The sequence below is a fragment of the Streptomyces sp. PSU-S4-23 genome (assembly GCF_055632315.1).
In genome coordinates this window covers 8069798-8086876 of the sequence record NZ_JBVMUU010000002.1, presented here as the reverse complement: position 1 = coordinate 8086876, position 17079 = coordinate 8069798, and the positions used below count along the sequence as shown (strand labels likewise).

General features: G+C 70.0%; 16 protein-coding genes. 9 read left to right on the top strand and 7 right to left on the bottom strand.

Features of this window, described 5'->3' with window-relative positions; genetic code table 11:
• Positions 1-47: 47 nt before the first annotated feature.
• Complete coding sequence (locus ACZ79I_RS36535) at positions 48-350, top strand: SHOCT domain-containing protein (RefSeq protein ID WP_471503548.1); 303 nt, start codon at positions 48-50, stop codon at positions 348-350.
• Positions 351-603: 253 nt separating this feature from the next.
• On the opposite strand, the gene xylA is transcribed toward ACZ79I_RS36535, so the two are convergent.
• Positions 604-1770, bottom strand: coding sequence for a xylose isomerase (gene xylA, locus ACZ79I_RS36530; protein ID WP_471503546.1), 1167 nt, complete (start codon positions 1768-1770; stop codon positions 604-606).
• A 116-nt stretch (positions 1771-1886) separates the two neighbouring features.
• On the opposite strand from xylA, the gene xylB reads away from it, so the two are divergent.
• The 5 genes from xylB to ACZ79I_RS36505 all read left to right on the top strand — a co-directional run bounded on the left by xylB (position 1887) and on the right by ACZ79I_RS36505 (position 7928).
• Positions 1887-3332, top strand: coding sequence for a xylulokinase (gene xylB / locus ACZ79I_RS36525; RefSeq protein ID WP_471503544.1), 1446 nt, complete (start codon positions 1887-1889; stop codon positions 3330-3332).
• A 17-nt stretch (positions 3333-3349) separates the two neighbouring features.
• Positions 3350-4558, top strand: a complete 1209-nt coding sequence (locus ACZ79I_RS36520) for an ROK family protein (protein ID WP_471503542.1) — start codon at positions 3350-3352, stop codon at positions 4556-4558.
• 204 nt (positions 4559-4762) lie between these two features.
• On the top strand, positions 4763-6247 hold the full coding sequence (locus ACZ79I_RS36515; RefSeq protein WP_471503540.1) for an APC family permease: 1485 nt from the start codon (positions 4763-4765) through the stop codon (positions 6245-6247).
• Complete coding sequence (locus ACZ79I_RS36510) at positions 6244-7257, top strand: acetamidase/formamidase family protein (RefSeq protein WP_471503538.1); 1014 nt, start codon at positions 6244-6246, stop codon at positions 7255-7257. Before ACZ79I_RS36515 ends, ACZ79I_RS36510 begins: the two co-directional genes overlap by 4 nt.
• A 56-nt stretch (positions 7258-7313) precedes the next feature.
• Positions 7314-7928 carry an N-acetylmuramoyl-L-alanine amidase gene (locus ACZ79I_RS36505; RefSeq protein ID WP_471503536.1) on the top strand — a complete coding sequence of 205 codons (615 nt, stop codon included), beginning with the start codon at positions 7314-7316 and terminating at the stop codon, positions 7926-7928.
• Between the two features lie 222 nt (positions 7929-8150).
• Here ACZ79I_RS36505 and ACZ79I_RS36500 read toward each other — a convergent pair whose 3' ends face one another.
• Complete coding sequence (locus ACZ79I_RS36500; protein WP_471505452.1) at positions 8151-10724, bottom strand: DUF6185 family protein; 2574 nt, start codon at positions 10722-10724, stop codon at positions 8151-8153.
• A gap of 292 nt (positions 10725-11016) precedes the next feature.
• Between ACZ79I_RS36500 and ACZ79I_RS36495 the strand changes: the two genes are divergently transcribed.
• Positions 11017-11400, top strand: coding sequence for a hypothetical protein (locus ACZ79I_RS36495; protein ID WP_471503534.1), 384 nt, complete (start codon positions 11017-11019; stop codon positions 11398-11400).
• 22 nt (positions 11401-11422) lie between these two features.
• Here the strand turns inward: ACZ79I_RS36495 and ACZ79I_RS36490 are convergent, their stop codons facing one another.
• Both ACZ79I_RS36490 and ACZ79I_RS36485 read right to left on the bottom strand, forming a co-directional pair.
• On the bottom strand, positions 11423-11815 hold the full coding sequence (locus tag ACZ79I_RS36490; protein WP_471503532.1) for a DUF6343 family protein: 393 nt from the start codon (positions 11813-11815) through the stop codon (positions 11423-11425).
• Between the two features lie 47 nt (positions 11816-11862).
• Positions 11863-12450, bottom strand: coding sequence for a hemerythrin domain-containing protein (locus tag ACZ79I_RS36485; RefSeq protein ID WP_471503530.1), 588 nt, complete (start codon positions 12448-12450; stop codon positions 11863-11865).
• A 187-nt stretch (positions 12451-12637) separates the two neighbouring features.
• Between ACZ79I_RS36485 and ACZ79I_RS36480 the strand changes: the two genes are divergently transcribed.
• Entirely contained in the window at positions 12638-13090 is a 453-nt protein-coding gene (locus tag ACZ79I_RS36480; RefSeq protein WP_471503528.1) for a DUF6098 family protein, read from the top strand.
• A 104-nt stretch (positions 13091-13194) separates the two neighbouring features.
• Here the strand turns inward: ACZ79I_RS36480 and glpK are convergent, their stop codons facing one another.
• Complete coding sequence (gene glpK / locus ACZ79I_RS36475) at positions 13195-14757, bottom strand: glycerol kinase GlpK (protein ID WP_471503526.1); 1563 nt, start codon at positions 14755-14757, stop codon at positions 13195-13197.
• A gap of 40 nt (positions 14758-14797) precedes the next feature.
• On the bottom strand, positions 14798-15565 hold the full coding sequence (locus ACZ79I_RS36470) for an IclR family transcriptional regulator (RefSeq protein WP_471503524.1): 768 nt from the start codon (positions 15563-15565) through the stop codon (positions 14798-14800).
• A 149-nt stretch (positions 15566-15714) separates the two neighbouring features.
• Here ACZ79I_RS36470 and ACZ79I_RS36465 point away from each other — a divergent pair, with 149 nt between their 5' ends.
• Positions 15715-16146, top strand: a complete 432-nt coding sequence (locus tag ACZ79I_RS36465; protein ID WP_471503522.1) for an ATP-binding protein — start codon at positions 15715-15717, stop codon at positions 16144-16146.
• Between the two features lie 428 nt (positions 16147-16574).
• Here the strand turns inward: ACZ79I_RS36465 and ACZ79I_RS36460 are convergent, their stop codons facing one another.
• Positions 16575-16958 carry a hypothetical protein gene (locus ACZ79I_RS36460; RefSeq protein WP_471503520.1) on the bottom strand — a complete coding sequence of 128 codons (384 nt, stop codon included), beginning with the start codon at positions 16956-16958 and terminating at the stop codon, positions 16575-16577.
• Between the last annotated feature and the right edge of the window lie 121 nt (positions 16959-17079).

Below are 17079 nucleotides of genomic sequence, written 5' to 3'. Positions count from 1 at the left end.
CCCCGCACGGACAGTGAAGGAGGAAACCTCCTGAGGAGGTGAGGACAGTGATGTACTGGGACGGCGGTGGCTGGGCCTGGATGGCCTTCATGCCGCTGGTGTGGATCGTGCTGATCGGCCTCATCGTGTGGGCCGTGATCCGCCTTGCGCAGCACGGTGGTCACGGCGCCGAGCAGCATCGCTGGGGACCGCCACGAGAGACACCGGAAGAGCGCCGCTGGGGGCCGCCGCGAGAGACACCGGAGGAAATCCTCGACCGGCGCTTCGCTTCCGGCGAGATCGACGCGGACACCTATACAGAGGCCCGCGAACGCCTTGCCGCCCACAGGCCGCCCCGCCGGCCGGACTGACGGACGACCGCCGACGCGGGCCGTCGTCCACCGCTCATCGCGATGCCGCCGGCTCGGCGAAGGGGGAGCCGAAGGGCGAGTCGATGCCGCCCGGGACGTCGTTCAAGAGGTCGCCCTGAGTCCCGGACGGCGGTCTCGGGTCCGGGGAGACGGGTTGTCCGGGGAGACGGGTTGTGCCCCCCGGAGATGGACCGCTGCCCCCGGAAGACGGGCCGAACCCACCATCCGAAGGCGGCATGTCTCCCGGCGGCCGTCAGCCGCGCGCACCCAGCAGATGGTCCATGGCCAGCTGGTCCAGGCGCTCGAACGCCATACCGTGCGCGGCGGCCGCCTCCACGTCGAACTCCTCGAAAGCACTGCGGTCGGCGAGCAGGGACCGAAGTCCGTCCGCGGCGGTCGGCTGTGCCAGCTGGTCCAGACGCGAGGCACGCAGAGCCTCCTGCACCTCGGGGTCCGCACGGAAGGCCGCCGAGCGCTCCTTGAGGATGAGGTAGTTGCGCATGCAGCCCGCGGCCGAAGCCCATACGCCGTCGAGGTCCTCGGTCCGCGGCGGCTTGAAGTCGAAGTGGCGCGGCCCGCCGTACCCGGCGCTCTCCAGGAGGTCCACCAGCCAGAACGCGGCACGCAGGTCGCCCGCCCCGAAACGCAGGTCCTGGTCGTACTTGATGCCGGACTGGCCGTTGAGGTCGATGTGGAAGAGCTTGCCCGCCCACAGGGCCTGGGCGATGCCGTGCGGGAAGTTCAGGCCGGCCATCTGCTCGTGGCCCACCTCGGGGTTGACGCCGTACAGTTCCGGCCGCTCCAGTCGCTCGATGAACGCCAGGGCATGTCCGACGGTGGGCAGCAGGATGTCGCCGCGCGGCTCGTTCGGCTTGGGCTCGATGGCGAAGCGGAGGTCGTAGCCCTGGGAGGTGACGTACTCACCGAGGAGGTCGAACGCCTCCTTCATACGGTCGAGCGCGACGCGCACGTCCTTGGCCGCACCGGACTCGGCGCCTTCCCGGCCACCCCAGGCGACGTACGTCCTCGCGCCCAGTTCCACCGCCAGGTCGATGTTGCGGATGGTCTTGCGCAAGGCGTAGCGGCGTACGTCCCGGTCGTTGGCGGTGAACGCGCCGTCCTTGAAGACGGGGTGGGTGAAGAGATTGGTGGTGGCCATCGGCGCGGTCATCCCGGTCGCGTCGAGGGCCTGCCGAAAGCGCTTGACGTGCGACTCGCGCTCACTGTCCGAGGACCCGAAGGGGATCAGGTCGTCGTCATGGAAGGTCACTCCGTAGGCCCCCAGCTCGGCGAGGCGCTGCACCGTCTCGACCGGGTCCAGGGCGCGCCGGGTGGCGTCGCCGAACGGGTCCCTTCCCTGCCAGCCGACGGTCCACAGACCGAAGGTGAACCTGTCCTCGGGGGTGGGCTGGTAGTCCATGCCACGGCTCCTTGCTCGCTGAAGACTATTTCGTCATGGCGCTTAACAAATTAGTATGCGATCGCATCTGTGGGAAGAGACCCAGGTGTCTTCGTACCGCGGAAGGGGAGAGCCCGATGTCAGCAGCCGAGGGTCCGCTCGTCGTCGGGGTGGACTCGTCCACCCAGTCCACCAAGGCCCTGGTCGTCGACGCGTCGACCGGACGGGTGATGGCGAGCGGCCAGGCACCGCACACCGTCTCGTCGGGCGCGGGCCGCGAGAGCGATCCCCGCCAGTGGTGGGACGCCCTCTGCGAGGCTCTGCGCCAGTGCGGCGAAGCGGCCCACGAGGCCACCGCCGTGTCGATCGGCGGCCAGCAGCACGGCCTCGTGACCCTGGACGCACAGGGCGACCCGGTGCGCCCGGCCCTGCTGTGGAACGACGTGCGATCTGCACCGCAGGCGCGCCGGCTGGTGGAGGAGCTGGGCGGCGCCAAGGCGTGGGCGGAACGCACCGGGAGCGTGCCGGGCCCGTCCTTCACCGTCACGAAGTGGGCCTGGCTGACCGAGAACGAGCCGGAGACCGTCCGCACGACAGCGGCCGTGCGGCTGCCCCACGACTACCTGACCGAACGCCTCACGGGTCAGGGCACCACCGACCGCGGTGACGCCTCCGGGACCGGCTGGTGGGCGTCCGCGACGGAGTCGTACGACGAGGAGACACTCGCCCGCGTGGGCCTCGATCCGGGCCTGCTGCCGCGGGTGGTCCGCCCGGGCGAGGTGGCCGGCACGGTGCGCGACACCCATGACCTGCCCTTCTCCAAGGGCACCCTGGTCGCGCCGGGCACAGGGGACAACGCGGCCGCCGCACTGGGCCTCGGACTGCGCCCCGGAACCCCCGTGCTGAGCCTGGGCACATCCGGCACGGTGTACGCGGTCTCACGGCGACGCCCCGCCGATCCGACCGGCACCGTGGCGGGCTTCGCGGACGCGCACGGCGACTGGCTGCCGCTGGCCTGCACCCTGAACTGCACGCTCGCCGTCGACCGGATCGCCGCCCTGCTGGGCCTGGACCGTGAAGCCGTCGAGCCCGGCACGGGTGTCACGCTGCTCCCCTATCTCGACGGCGAGCGCACCCCGGACCTCCCGCACGCCTCCGGGCTGCTGCACGGCCTTCGGCACGACACCACGGCCGGGCAACTGCTCCAAGCCGCGTACGACGGCGCGGTGCACTCGCTGCTCGGCGCCCTCGACCTGGTGCTCGACACGGACGCGGACCGCACGACTCCCCTGCTGCTCATCGGCGGCGGCGCCAGGGGCAGGGCGTGGCAGGAGACCGTACGCCGGCTCTCGGGGCGTCCCGTCCAGATCCCGGATGCCAGGGAACTGGTCGCGCTCGGTGCCGCCGCGCAGGCCGCCGGACTGCTGACGGGCGAGGACCCCGCCGCGGTGGCCCGGCGCTGGGACACCGCCCGCGGGCCGGTGCTGGAGGCCGTGGAGCGGGACGAGTCGACGCTCGCCAGGATCGCCGGGGTACTCTCCGACGCGGCACCGCTGCTGGAGCGGGAGCCGGACCGGCGCTGACGGGATCCGAGGGAGGCATGACCGCACCACTGCACGAGGCCCATCCGTCCAGCCCCGGCCGCCGGCTGCCCGACACGCAGCAGGGCATGCGCCGCCGCAATCTGGCGCGGGTCATGCACACCGTGAGCGCCGAGGGGCCACTGTCGCGTGCCGCTGTCGCCTCACGGATCGGGCTGACCCGGGCCGCGGTCTCCACGCTGGTCGACGAGCTGATCCGCTCCGGACTGCTCGAGGAGCTGGGGCCGGAGCGGCCCGGCCGGGTGGGGCGGCCGGGGTCCGCCCTCGCCGTCAGCGGACGCGGCCCCGCCGGGATCGGCGCGGAGATCGGTGTGGACCACCTCGCGGTGTCCGCGGTCGATCTGCGCGGAGAGGTACGGGCGCGCGCGGTGCGGCACGGCACGAACCGCGGCCGCGCCCCCGGGCCCGTACTCGCCGAACTGACCGCACTCGTGGAACGGGTCGTCGCCGAGGCGGAGCGGGAGGGCCTGTGGCCGGCGGGCCTCGCCGTCGCGGTGCCCGGCCTGGTCGCGCGCGACGCCCGGACGGTGGTCCGCGCCCCCAACCTCGACTGGCACCACGTCGATCTCAGTACCCTGCTGCCCGCGGGACTGCCGCTGACCGTGGACAACGAGGCCAACTTCGGCTCGCTCGCGGAACTCTGGCTGGGCGACTCCACTCCTCGCGACTTCCTGCACGTCTCGGCGGAGATCGGCATCGGTGGCGCGGTGGTCGTGGACGGGCGGTTGCTGCGCGGCACCCATGGCTTCGCGGGTGAGCTGGGCCATGTGCCCGTGCGTCCGGAAGGGCCGGAGTGCGCATGCGGCGGGCGCGGTTGTCTGGAGCAGTACGCCGGTGAGGAGGCGGTACTGCGCGCGGCCGGGCTGACGCCGGGCGAGGACCGCGTCGGCATGCTGGCCGAGCGCGCCGCACAGGGCGACAAGGACGTGTGCCGGGCCCTGCGCGGCGCCGGGACCGCCCTCGGTATCGCGCTCACGGGGGCGGTCAACCTGCTGGACCCGGAGGCGGTCGTGCTCGGCGGAGCGCTCGCCGCGCTGGCACCCTGGCTCCTGCCGTCGCTGGAGCGGGAGCTGGCCCGGCGGACGGCCGGCCCGCCCTGTGCCGTGACCGTCTCGCGGCTGGGTTCCGAGGGGCCGTTGCTGGGTGCCGCTCACTCGGTGGTGCGAGCCGTGCTCGACGATCCTGCGGCGATCGCCGAGCGGGTGTGACGGGCCTTCCTCGCCGGTGGCCCTTGGCATCCGGGGCCCTCCTCCACGGCGTTTCCCTCCAACGGGTGGCGGGGTTATCCACAATTCCGTCGCTGTCCACCGAAGACGCCGCGCTCTTCCTGCCCAACGGGCCAGCCCCGTACCGTGATTCACGCGAGGCGCAGCCGTCGGACAGGGCTGTGCGGAGTCGAATCGGGGGTTCCCATGACGGGGGAGAACGTTCCGGGACTGCGGCGTGAGGCGATCGGGCTGCGTGAGGTCCTGTTCCAGAGCATCACGGCGATGGCGCCCGCGGCAGCGGTCGCCGCGTCCATTCCCTCGGGCGCGGCCTTCGCGGGCGGCAGCCTGCCGCTGTCCGTGCTCATCGCTCTGGTGGCCTGTCTGTGCACCGCGTCGTGCGTGGCCGAGCTGGCACGGCAGTTACCCGCCGCGGGTTCGGTGACGACCTATGCGGCGCAGGGTCTGCATCCGGCGGTCGGCTTTCTCGTCGGCTGGGGCTATGTGTTCGTGGAGGCGCTGGTGCCGCCTCTGCTGCTCCTGCAACTCGGCTTCACGACGGCGGGAACGCTCCACCAGGAGTGGTCCTCCTATCCCGAGGACCTGTGGTGGCCGTGGGCGCTGGCGGGCGCGGTGGTGATCGCGCTGGCGGGTTACCTCGGCGTGCGTGCCTCGGCCCGCTTCGGCACGGTCCTCGGCATCTTCGAGATCCTTGTCTTCCTGGTCTTCGCCATCTGGCTGATCGTGCGGGCGGGCGGCGGCAACACGCTGTCGGTGTTCGGCACGGCACACACGGCGCAGGGGCACGGTGGCGTCGGCGGCGTGTTCGCCGGTTCGGTGTACACGGTGCTCGCCTTCGCGGGATTCGAGGCGGCGGCACCGCTGGCGGAGGAGACGAAGGATCCACGGCGGACCATGCACCGCGCGGTCCTCGGGGCGGCGCTGGCGATCGGGCTCTTCTACGTCATCACGACCTACGCGATGAGCGTGTTCATCGGTCCCGACCGCTTCGCCGCCTTCGGTGCCTCGGGGGCGTCGTCGTGGGAGGGTGTCGCCCGGGCGTCCTTCGGACTGTTCTGGGTGCTGGTGTTCCTGGCCGTCGTCAACTCGACGATCGCCAACGCGAACGCGTGCGCCAACGTCTCGACCCGTACGGCCTTCGCGCTCGCACGGATCAGGGTGTTCCCGCGGCTCTTCGCGCGCGTGCACCCCCGGTACCGCTCCCCTGCCGCCGGTGTCGCCGTGCAGGGCGCGGTCGCGGTGGCGGTCATGCTGGGCCTCGGCCTGTACTACGACCCCGTCACGGCGTTCCTGCTGCTGGCCACGATCATCGTGACGGTCGTCATCGGTGTGTACATCGTGGTGAACCTCGCCTGCGCGGGCTACTTCCTGCGCCGCAGGCGGGAGTCGTTCAGACCGGTGCGGCACCTGCTGTTCCCGCTGCTGGGGATCGCCGCCTTCATGCCCGCGTTGCTGACTGCGGCGGGCCTGCCGGTCTTCGACTTCGTGACCGCGCTGACCGCGCCGGTGTCCTACGCCGGCCCCGTCGTCGGTGTCTGGATGGCGGCCGGGGTGACGGTGCTGCTCGTCCTGGTGCGGCGCCATCCCGGACGCATAGCCGAGACCGCCCGCGTCCACCTCGACGAGTCCCCGACATCCGACCTTCGGCCGAACGGAGCCGTGCAGCCATGACCGACCCCCGCATCCTGACCGTGCGGCCCGCGCCGGACGAGTACGCCTGGACGTTCGGCGGCGCGCCACCCGTCGCCCGGATCGCACCGGGCACGGTCCTCGATCTGTACACCGAGGACTGTTTCGCCGGGCGGGTGCGATCCGAAAAGGACCTGGTGTCCGAGGTGTGCGAGTTCCCCTTCCTCAATCCGCAGACCGGTCCGTTCCATGTGGAGGGCGCCGAGCCGGGCGACACCCTGGCGGTGCACTTCGTGTCGATCGAGCCGGCCCGGGACTGGGCGGCGTCGACGACGGTGCCGCTGTTCGGCGCGCTGACCTCCACGCACACCACGGCGACCCTGCAGCCGCCGTTGCCGGAGGCGGTGTGGATCTGGCAGCTCGACCGAGCGCGGGGCACCGCCGAGTTCAGCGCGCGCGACGGCGACATCCGCGTGGAACTGCCCATGGACCCGATGCACGGGACGGTGGGCGTGGCTCCGGCCAACTTGGAGGTGCGCTCCGCTCTGGTGCCGGACGCGCACGGCGGCAACATGGACACCCCGGAGATGCGTGCGGGCGTCACCTGCTATCTGGGGGTGAACGTCGAAGGCGGACTCGTCAGCCTGGGCGACGGGCATGCCCGGCAGGGCGAGGGTGAGACCTGCGGGGTGGCCGTCGAGTGCGCCATGCACACCGTGGTGATCGTCGAACTGCTCAAGGGCCTCGCCACACCGTGGCCGCGCATCGAGTCCGACACTCACATCATCTCCACGGGCTCCGCCCGCCCGCTGGAGGACGCGTTCCGGATATCCCAGCTCGACCTCGTGCGGTGGCTCGTGCGCGACTACGGGTTCAGCGAGCTGGACGCCTACCAGTTCGCCACCCAGACGGTCGAGTCCCCGCTGGCGAACGTCTGCGACACCAACTACACGTGTGTGGCCAAACTCCGCAAGGAATGGCTGCCCGCACGCGAGACACACCGCGGAATCCACGCCCGCTTGCGCGAAACAGCGGCCACGCTGAGGCGTTGAGCACACAGCGGACGGGATCGGCTGCGGGAACCCAGGCATGGAAAGGCATGTGCTGCATGGAACACACCGGATCGGAACGAACCAGCCCGGTCACGACGAGACGGCGGCTGCTGAAGGGAGCGGCCCTCGCCGCGCTTCCCTACGCGCTGCTGCCCTCGACACCGGCCCGTGCCCGGCCTCGGATCGTCGACCAGCCCTCGGTCGACTGGCTGTCGGCCGACCCGGCCAACTACACCGTCTCCGACCGGCCGATCGAGTATCCGCTCGACCTGGTCGTCATCCATGTGACGCAGGCGACGTACACGACCACCCTGGGCGTCTTCCAGAACCCCCGGAAGAAGGTGTCCGCGCACTATGTCATCCGGTCGGCCGACGGACACATCGCGCAGTGCGTCCGCGAGCACGACATCGCCTGGCACGCGGGGAACTGGGACTACAACACCCGCAGCATCGGCATCGAGCACGAAGGATGGGTGGACAGACCGGAGTACTTCACGAACGCCCTGTACCAGGAGTCGGCCAGGCTCACGGCGGCGATCTGCACCAGATACGGCATCCCCAAGGACCGGGCGCACATCATCGGGCACTACGAGGTTCCGGGCACCGACCACACCGACCCCGGGCCGAACTGGAACTGGGAGCTCTACATGTCGCTCGTGAACGCCTCCTGACCGGGGCGCCGGCCGCAGCCACGGATCGCACGAGGCCCGGCACCTGTCAGTTCCGCGGATCGCGCACCGGTGCCGCGCACGTCCACCGCTGGACCGGTCGGCTGAAATACGGCGGCGGTCAGGGCGGACGCGCTGGACGAAGTGCCGCCACGCGCACCCGGCGCACACCGGATTCGGTGGTTCATAGGGGGCGACGTGCCCGGCCTTGTCCCGCCGCCGCTCCTAGCGCAGCGGCGCGCCCTCGGCCACCTGCCGCCAGATCGACACGGCGACCGCTACCTGGGCCGCGATGTACGCGAACTGAGCGGATACACCACGCATCTGATAGATGGACAGGAGCAAACCGAAGCGGGTTGACCAGAACTTCCGCTCCTCGCTGAAGGACGCCATGTCCATCCACATGCTTGTGAGCGTCAGGACGATCAGCATGAACAGGACGTTCAGCAACGCGTAGCCGATTCCTGAGTCGGTGAAGCGACTGAGGAGGACTCCCAGGCAGACGGGGATGGCATAGGCGGCGGTCAGGCTCAACGCCCGCACGGGACTTCGCCGCCCGGGCAGCAGGCGCCACAGCGCCCCCAGGGCCATGCCCGCGCCCGCCCAGGCGGCCTGCCACGCCAGAAATTCCGCCGCAAGTTGCGGAAGGCCGACGGCATCGTGGAGCGTAATCGTCCGTTTCTGCGGCGACGAGAGGTAGTTGAGCCAGACCACGGCCGCACTGGCTGGAACTCCGAAACAGAAGGCCAGGCGCGCGGCATGCCGCGCGTTGTCCCACCAGTGATCCGCGGGTCCCCAGCCGAGCACGACGTCCAGCACGGAGACCTGGGCAGTGGGATGGCCCTGCGTGGCGAACAGCCATCGATCCAGCTGGCGCAGTTGATCCTCCAACTGCTCTCGCGTCGTTCCCTCGGAGCGACCGCGGTCGTGCAAGTAGAGCTGCTGGTGAACGTTGCGGTAGTGCTGGGCCCTTCTCAGCAGTTCGCGTCGGCGCTGAGGGGTGCCGAACATGTGCATGCGAAAGTGGGCCTCCGTCGGCCCCAGCACCGACAACCGCCGACCCACCACGAGGACGCCGTACAGCGAGAGCATGATCAACACGAGCCAGAGAGCATAGAGTGCCACGGAGCCCGCAAACACGACCTGCCTCAGCCCGACGAAGAAGGCGAAGATCGTGACCACCAGCAGAAAATCTGTGTGCGACGGCCCCAAGGAGAGTCGTTGTTGTCTGCGTTCAGCCCGAGAATGCCAGCCCTTGAGGCGCGCGTGTAACAGCGCAACGAGTGCGACGCCTGTCAGTATCCACGTATAGGCATAGACAAATCTGAGGCCGCTGAACGGGAATTCCCGCAGGAACTTGCTCAGGTCGGTTTCGAAGGCAATCCCCCCATTGTCTCTGAGCCACTGCCGACGCTTCCACTGGAGTCGGTGGGCCCACCAGAAGCAAGCGACCACAGCCGCCGCCATCATGGTCAGCAAGGCCGCGACGGCAGCCGTACAGCGGACCGGCGCGTCATCCCACCTGGCGGCCCAGGACTTCCGGATCATTCCTCCTTCCCGCGCGAAGCGCCACGCCCATGCCACCAAGGCGGCCAACCACAGCCACAGCGTCGCCAAGCCCGACAACACAAGCCCGACGAGAGCGGGAAGTTCCAGTCCTCCCTTCGCTCCCAGGGTGTGGAACCGAGGGACCAGGACCACAAGCAAGCCGATCACGGCCGCCGCTGATGCGGCGGCGGTCACGACCAGAGCCTGACGGCGTTGAACACCTTGCGGGTCGACGTACTCCGAGTCTCCGGACATGGCGGCACCTCCCGAGAAGGTGCGGCACCATGGACGGGCGACGAGGACAAGGGCCAGGCCCGCCACAACGCCGGTGACGGTGCGCCAAGACGGGGGAAGGTGCGTTTCCGGCTTGAGGAGAAGCAGCGTCAGGGCGATCGCTCCGCTGAGGACGGCCCAGTGCAGGGCAGCCCGTGTGAGGCCCTGATAGGAACTGCCTCCGGTCTTTCGGGAAACACGCCACTTCGACGCCCGCTCATTCTCCTCCAGTGGCGCCGCCCCAGCAGACGGCCGCGCCGGAGAGGCACGAAGCGCGGCCACCGCAATCACTACGGAGGCGCAGACCCACCATGACGAGACGCCTGCCGCCCCGAGCACCGACCACTCGTCGCTGAGGACGAAAGACCGCTGCCAGGGAGGAGCCACATCGACCTGCACCCCGCCGGGCCACTGCCTCGACCACACCAGACCGCTCTCATCGGCAGCCGAGGGTGGGGGCGACACGCTGTCGACGCCAAGGCCGGCCAGTCTTATCTCGATGTGCTCCCACCGAGTGTTCACCAGCGTGTTGGGAGGCTGAAGGGACACGCGCCAGTTCTGCTCATGTTGGCTGACGACGATCTTCCATGGGCCGACCAGGATCGTCTCCGCGCGCTGGATCCAGGCGACCGCGTCGTAGTGCACAGTGACCCAATCGCCCTCCGCCGAGACGCGGGGGCTGTGGAAACGCCACTCCCCCCTGTGGAGCGGCAGCTTTCCACCACTCCCCAGCAGCAGGCAACGCATCGCCGTCTGATATCCCGAGGAATCCTCACTGAGTGTCAGATTCCTTGCGAGTGGCCACTTGTCCGCTGAAATTCGGATGGTCATGTCCGAGTCGACCTCGGGGTAAGGGCGGTCACGGTGTTGGAATCTGAGCCTTACCACTCCGACGTGGGCGTCGATTTGTGCCGTTAGGCAACCATTACGGGCCGTGTCATACGCCTGCGCCTGGCCAGGTGAACACCCCCACCACATCATGGCCACGGCCAACAACGACAACAGGCGCAACCAACGGCACCCCCCAATCAGGGCAGCAAGGTGCCGCCCTCGCCCGGCACCTTCTCCCGACTGCCCGCACACAGCGCCCTCATCCGCGTCACATGACACCGACATCGAATTCCCGAAGAGGGTATCCGCGACTGGCCGCCGGTCAGGTCCGGACACGCTTCCGCAGGTCAACAGACCGGTCGTGCTCCCGAATTGCAGGAATACATTCGGGGTCCGATCATGTAATGGAATACTTACCAGCGGTCTTACGGGAGAGGCTATGACCGAGCTGAAGGCACCCGGAACGGCACTTCCCCGGTTCGAGGAAACCGAGGGACTGGGGCCACAGGACGCGGAGTTCGTAGAAGATCTGGTGACCGTGCTGGAGAAGCATGGGAATCTGGACCGCTTCGGCCTGTGCCTCCTGCACGATCACTTCCCGCTCGGCGACGACGAGGTTCTCGTGGAGACGAACGATCCACGGAACCGCACGCTTCAGGTCCACGTGGAGAAGGCGGACGAGACGAGGCACGTCAAGCCCTCGCAGTGGAGGTTCCTGCGCCACGACGCCGGCTCGCCCGGCGCGGAGTCCCGGCAGGGCCGATACCAGGTGATCCAGCTGTGCAGCCCCCTCGACCTGTGTCCTGGGCGCGAAAGGGCCTGACGAGCATGACGAGCACGGCCGCTCAGGCGCGGCTTCCCCGCTCGCGCCGTAGGCGGCGGTTCAGGGCCCACAGGTCCAACGCCGCCACCAGGGCGACGGCCCCGCACACGACCGCCAGGGCGACCAGTACGCCGCGGCTGGGCGACTGACCGGGTCCGGGTTGCGAGTTGGCCGCCCACAGCCCGATCAGGACGGCCCCCGCGGCGAACAGCGGAAGGGCGGCGCCGCTGAGGACGACACGGAGCCGCAGCGCGCTCTGGGCGGTGGCCGGTTCCGTGCCGGTTCTCGCCCAGCGGCGGCCGATGGCTCCCGAGCGCGAACGGGGCACCGGTCCGCGGCCGGCCTCGGCCGGGGCCGACGGCCGGTGCGTCGGGTCGGGGACGTGCCCGGAACGGCCGGCAGGTTCCTCGCTCACGGCGTGTCTCCTTTCAGCACACGGTGTCCGGCCCCCGCCCTGCCGCCTCAGCCGCCGCCCGACTTGCTGCTGATCGAGTCCTTCACCCGGTCGATCATGGACGCGATGGGCCCCGCCATCCACTGGGCGGCGGGCGATCCGGCCGCAGTCGGGTGCGGATGGGTCGGCGCCATCTTCTCGGCCATCTGCAGCCGGGTACCCATCCCCTTGAGCTCGCCCTCCTCGCAGCCCCGACGCACCGCGGGGAACTCTTCCTGTTCCTCGTGCTCGGCGTGGTCGATCACGGATTGCTCGAAGGCGGCGAACTCGGTGTCGAACTCCGCGCTGTCCACGTCCATCTTCTCCAGCTGGGCGAGGACCTTGGTCGCTTCCTCCTCCTCGTGGTTGCGGGCCTCGGCCTCGGCCTCCCCGGCTGTCTTCTTCGCCGTCGGCCGCAAGATCATCTCTTCTGCCGTCTCGTGGACCGCCAGGAGAGCCCTCAGTTCGTCGAAGGTCTCCTTCCTCTGCTCGCCGTGCGAGGTCTTGACCCCCGCGAACAGATCGCGGATCCGCGCATGCTGCTCCAGCAGGATGCGCACCACGTCGCCTTCCGGCAGCCTCGCCGCTTCCTCGCGTTCCTTGGTCGCGCTGCTCACGGCCATGCCCTCCTTCCCGTGTCGGCTTTCTCGTCCTCCCCCGCGGGTAACCCCGACAGATCGCGACAAACAGGTCCGCACCCTCCACGCCGTCGCGGATGTCTCACCCGCACCGGGGTACCCGGCCGGCACACCGGTGATCACGGGGACGGCCCCGCCGAACGTGACCGAGAGGAGGGGCGAGCGCATGAGAACCACGGACGAGCTTCCCGTCCTGCGGTCCCTCGGCGAGCTGGGAGCCCTGGTGCAACGCCACTGCGACCTCTACGTCCGCTGGTCGCACGGCCCCTCCGCCGATCTGGCGGCCACCGGCAGCCGGGACGACCTCACCGGCATCCGCATGCCGGGCCTGTCGGCCAACCCTCTCCGCGTCGAGCCCTGGTGGGAGGACCGGCCCGTCGAACTGTGGGTGGCCCGGCGGCTCCACGACTACTCGCACCTGCCCCACAAAAAAGGCGAGGGCGTGCGCCCGTGGATTCTTCGCGGCCGTGTCGAGGGGCGCGGTCCCGACAACGAACCGCTGGTGGGGGACGTGGAGGCCGTCGGCTGGGTCGACGAGCGGGTCATCAAAGAGGCGGAGCGGGCGGTCGGACGCCAGACCGGTTCCTGGGGTCCGCTGCGCCGCGGCGCCGAACATTGAGCGAGGTACCGGGCACCTCCGGCCCGGCCGGCATGGACGACCGGATCGCGGTCCGAGGGGCGGGGGCGGGGCGGGAGCGGGCGACGGGAGGTCCCGCCGGCGTGTCACGGGTACCGAGGGTGGTGTCGCGGAGGTCGTCCCGGTGATTGCGCCGGGGGATGCGCCGAGGGCTGGATCCATCCCAGGGAGCGGTCCACGGCTCGCTTCCAGCATGCGTACTCCCGCTCTCGCCGTTCGGGCTCCATGTCCGGCAGCCATTGCGCGGCCCGATGCCAGTTGCGGCGCAGGACCTCGAGGTCGGACCAGTAGCCGGCCGCGAGGCCAGCGGCGTAGGCCGCGCCCAGGGAAACCGTCTCGGCGACCATGGGCCGCACCACGGGGACGTCGAGCACGTCGGCCAGAAACTGCATGAGCAGGTTGTCGGACGTCATTCCCCCGTCCACCTTGAGCTGTTTGAGGGCGAGGGCGGAGTCGGCGTTCATGGCGTCGACGACCTCCCGTGTCTGCCAGCCGGTGGCCTCCAGGACGGCGCGGGCCAGATGGCCTTTGGTGATGTACGAGGTGAGGCCGACGATGACGCCCCGGGCGTCGCTGCGCCAGTGGGGGGCGAACAGACCGGAGAAGGCGGGCACGATGTAGCAGCCGCCGTTGTCCTCGACGGTGCGCGCCAGGGTCTCGATCTCGGGTGCGCTGCCGATCAGGCCGAGGCGGTCGCGGAACCATTGCACGAGTGAGCCCGTGACGGCGATCGGGCCCTCCAGGGCGTAGACCGTGGGCTGATCTGCGATCTTGTACGCGATGGTGGTGAGGAGCCCGTGCCGGGACCGCACGACGTCGGTGCCGGTGTTCATCAGCAGGAAGCTGCCTGTCCCGTAGGTGCACTTCGCCTCACCCGGCGAGAAGCACGTCTGTCCGAACAGTGCCGCCTGCTGATCGCCGAGGGCGGCCGTGATGCGGACGCCCGGCAGTATCGCGCGGGCCTCGCCGTAGGGCTCGGCCGAGGGCCGGATCTCCGGGAGCATCGGGCGCGGCACGCCGAAGAACTCCATCAGCTGCTCGTCCCAGGTCAGCGTCCGGATGTCGATGAGCATGGTGCGGCTGGCGTTGGTGGCGTCGGTGATGTGCAGGCCGCCGTCCGTGCCCCCGGTGAGGTTCCAGATCAGCCAGCTCTCCATCGTGCCGAACAGGACCTCGCCGTCCTCGGCGCGCCGCTCCAGCTCCGGGACGTTGTCGAACAGCCAGCGGATCCGGGGCGCGGAGAAGTAGGTCGAGGGGGGCAGGCAGCAGCGTTCGAGGAAGAACTCGTCTCCGGGGCGGTCCCTCAGCTCGTCGACGAGCGAAGCGGTCCGGGTGTCCTGCCAGACGATCGCCCTGCCCAGTGGGGCACCGGTCCGCCGGTCCCAGAGCACCGTCGTCTCCCGCTGGTTGGCGATCCCGATGGCGGAGATCTGTTCGGCCTCGATGCCGGCGTTGGACAGGGCGTCGGGGACGATGCGCTGCAGATTGCGCCAGATCTCGACGGGGTCGTGCTCGACCCAGCCGGGCCGGGGAAAGTGCTGCTGGTGCTCCCGCTGGGCCACCGACGCCAGCCGCCCACGGTGGTCGAACAGGATGCATCGTGTGGACGTGGTGCCCTGATCGATTGACATCACATACCGTTCAACCATGATCGGGCCTGCCTTCCGATGCGTCGCGGAGGTGCGTGACCTACCAGCGGGCCGCGCCCAGGTCTCTTGAAATCGCCCGTGCGGCCTCCCGGAGCAACGTCAGCAGGGCCGGTTGCGGCCGGCCCTTGGTGTCACAGATCCGCTCGACCGGCCCGGACACGCCGATGGCGCCCACCACGAGGCCCCCGTGCCCCCGGATCGGCGCGGCGACTCCGGCGTCGCCCATCGCCATTTCCTGGACCTCGGCGCCCCACCCGAGGTCGCGTATCTCGCCGAGCGCCCGCTTGAGGTCCTCAGGGCGGACCAGTGTGTGCCGGGTGTAGGCCTCCAGTCCCGCCTTCAGCAACGGATCCGCGGAAGCAGCCCCATAGGCCAGCAGTACCTTGCCGAGCGAGGAGGCGTGCAGCGGCAGCAGCGTGCCCACGTCCAGGGTCTGGAGGGTGTCGTCGGGGCGGAAGACATGGTGCACGATCAGCACCTTGCCCTCCAGGGGCGTGCCCAGGCGGACTGCCTCCCCGCTGCGCGCGGCCAGGGCGTCGGCCCAGTTGATGGAGCGTGATCGCAGCTCGTTGACGTCGAGGTAACTGGTGCCCAGGTGGAGCAGCGCCGCTCCGAGCTGGTACTTGCCGGTCGCCGCGTCCTGCTCGACGAAGTCGACGTGCTGCAGGGTGCGCAGAATGCCGTGGGCGGTGCCTTTCGCCAGCCCGAGCGACGACGCCACCTCGCCCAGTCCCAGTCGGCGGGGACCGCCCGCGAGAAGACGCAGGATCGCCGCTGCCCGTTCTATGGACTGCACCGGGCCGACCATGGGGTCATATTAGTCCGATTTGACCTAATAGAGGACCGCCGTTCGGCAATGCCGACCGCTGTTCATTGACCCATCCCGATCGCCTCCCTAGCGTTCGATAACGCCCGGCACCCGGCCGGCATCGCTTCACTCCCGGAGGAGGACGGCACATGACAGTGACGCAACTCGACGCCGCGCCTCACACCGAGGGCGTCGAACACGTCTTTGCGCTGCCCTATGCCCCCGAGGCCGTCTCGGTCGTACGCCGACGCGCACGGGCGGCCCTCAGCACCTGGAACCTGCCCACGAGGGTCGCCGATGACGTGCTCCTGGTGGTGTCGGAGCTGGTCACCAACGCACTCGTCCACGCCGTGCCGCCCGCGACGCTGCGACTGTCACGGGTACGGGCGGACGCGTGCGGAGCCGTACGCGTCGAGGTGACCGACACCGGCCCGACCCGCCCCGGCCGGCGATCGGCACCCGCGCCCGACCCCGACGAGCACGGCCGAGGTCTCGACATCGTCGCCACGCTGTCCGCCCGGTGCGGAACACGGGTGCACTGCGGCGGGGTCAGCCGGTGGGCGGATGTGCTCGAAGGGTGAGACACCCACTGTTCACCCAAGCGACACCCAGAAGAGGCCCACACGACGCCCACCACGGATGAAAGGGATGCATCTTCGGATATCGGACATCGGATCCCGAGAGAGAGTCATCCGACATGAGCCAGATACTTGTAGCCGTGGCAACGAAGATCGGCGTCGCGCTCGCCGAGGCGGTCATCCTGCGTCTGGCGTGGGAGCTGTGGGCCGCGTACTCACGCCACCTGCGCACGGTCGGCGCGCCTGCCACCGCCTGACACACGGCGCCCCCCGACGCTCGGGCGTCCTCGCGACGCTCCGGCGCCCTCCCGGCACCGCTGTCGCCGCCCGGCACCGCTGTCGCCGCCCGGCACTCCGGTCGCCGCCCGGCACACCGACGCCCGGCAGCGCCGTCGCTGCCGCGCGCCGTGCCGTGGTCCCGCCGGTCCGCGTCAGGCGTTCTTCCTGCCCGCGCCCCGGGCCGAGCCGTCGTGCTCAGCCGGCACCTCGACCGCCCCGTCGTGCTTCCTGCTGCGCACCAGCCAGGTGGCCCCGCCGACGGCCAGGGCGACGGGCCATTCCAGCGCCCCTGCCACGGCCATCGCTCCGAGACCTCCGTAGAACACGAGATCCTTGGCCGACGGCCTGCCGGGCAGCCGTGACGTCGCCGTCCTCGCGGTACTCGTCACGTCCTCCCTGGTGAGATACGGAATCGGCACCGGGGGGTGGAGCGTGCGCGTGTGCAGGTGCAGGCCCGCACCCTCGTGCGCATGTGTCTGCGCGGGCTGCTTCTGCGGTGCTTCTCGCTGTCGCGTGGTCGCCGCTGTCCTGGGCATTGCCTGCCCTCCTTTCGTGGAGTCCTTACGGTGTGCCTCTTCAATTCTCGCGCGCTTCGCGCGGCATGCCCCCTATCACCGATTGATGGCTGTCTGCATTGATTTCGTGTGAACCATGAGG

Coding starts and splice junctions, on each gene's coding strand:
- ACZ79I_RS36500 (WP_471505452.1), bottom strand. CDS start 10,724: ATGTGGTGGGGGTGTTCACCTGGCCAGGCGCAGGCGTATGACACGGCC.
- ACZ79I_RS36460 (WP_471503520.1), bottom strand. CDS start 16,958: ATGCCCAGGACAGCGGCGACCACGCGACAGCGAGAAGCACCGCAGAAG.
- ACZ79I_RS36520 (WP_471503542.1), top strand. CDS start 3,350: ATGACCGCACCACTGCACGAGGCCCATCCGTCCAGCCCCGGCCGCCGG.
- xylB (WP_471503544.1), top strand. CDS start 1,887: ATGTCAGCAGCCGAGGGTCCGCTCGTCGTCGGGGTGGACTCGTCCACC.
- ACZ79I_RS36495 (WP_471503534.1), top strand. CDS start 11,017: ATGACCGAGCTGAAGGCACCCGGAACGGCACTTCCCCGGTTCGAGGAA.
- ACZ79I_RS36480 (WP_471503528.1), top strand. CDS start 12,638: ATGAGAACCACGGACGAGCTTCCCGTCCTGCGGTCCCTCGGCGAGCTG.
- ACZ79I_RS36505 (WP_471503536.1), top strand. CDS start 7,314: ATGGAACACACCGGATCGGAACGAACCAGCCCGGTCACGACGAGACGG.
- glpK (WP_471503526.1), bottom strand. CDS start 14,757: ATGGTTGAACGGTATGTGATGTCAATCGATCAGGGCACCACGTCCACA.
- ACZ79I_RS36510 (WP_471503538.1), top strand. CDS start 6,244: ATGACCGACCCCCGCATCCTGACCGTGCGGCCCGCGCCGGACGAGTAC.
- ACZ79I_RS36515 (WP_471503540.1), top strand. CDS start 4,763: ATGACGGGGGAGAACGTTCCGGGACTGCGGCGTGAGGCGATCGGGCTG.
- xylA (WP_471503546.1), bottom strand. CDS start 1,770: ATGGACTACCAGCCCACCCCCGAGGACAGGTTCACCTTCGGTCTGTGG.
- ACZ79I_RS36465 (WP_471503522.1), top strand. CDS start 15,715: ATGACAGTGACGCAACTCGACGCCGCGCCTCACACCGAGGGCGTCGAA.
- ACZ79I_RS36470 (WP_471503524.1), bottom strand. CDS start 15,565: ATGGTCGGCCCGGTGCAGTCCATAGAACGGGCAGCGGCGATCCTGCGT.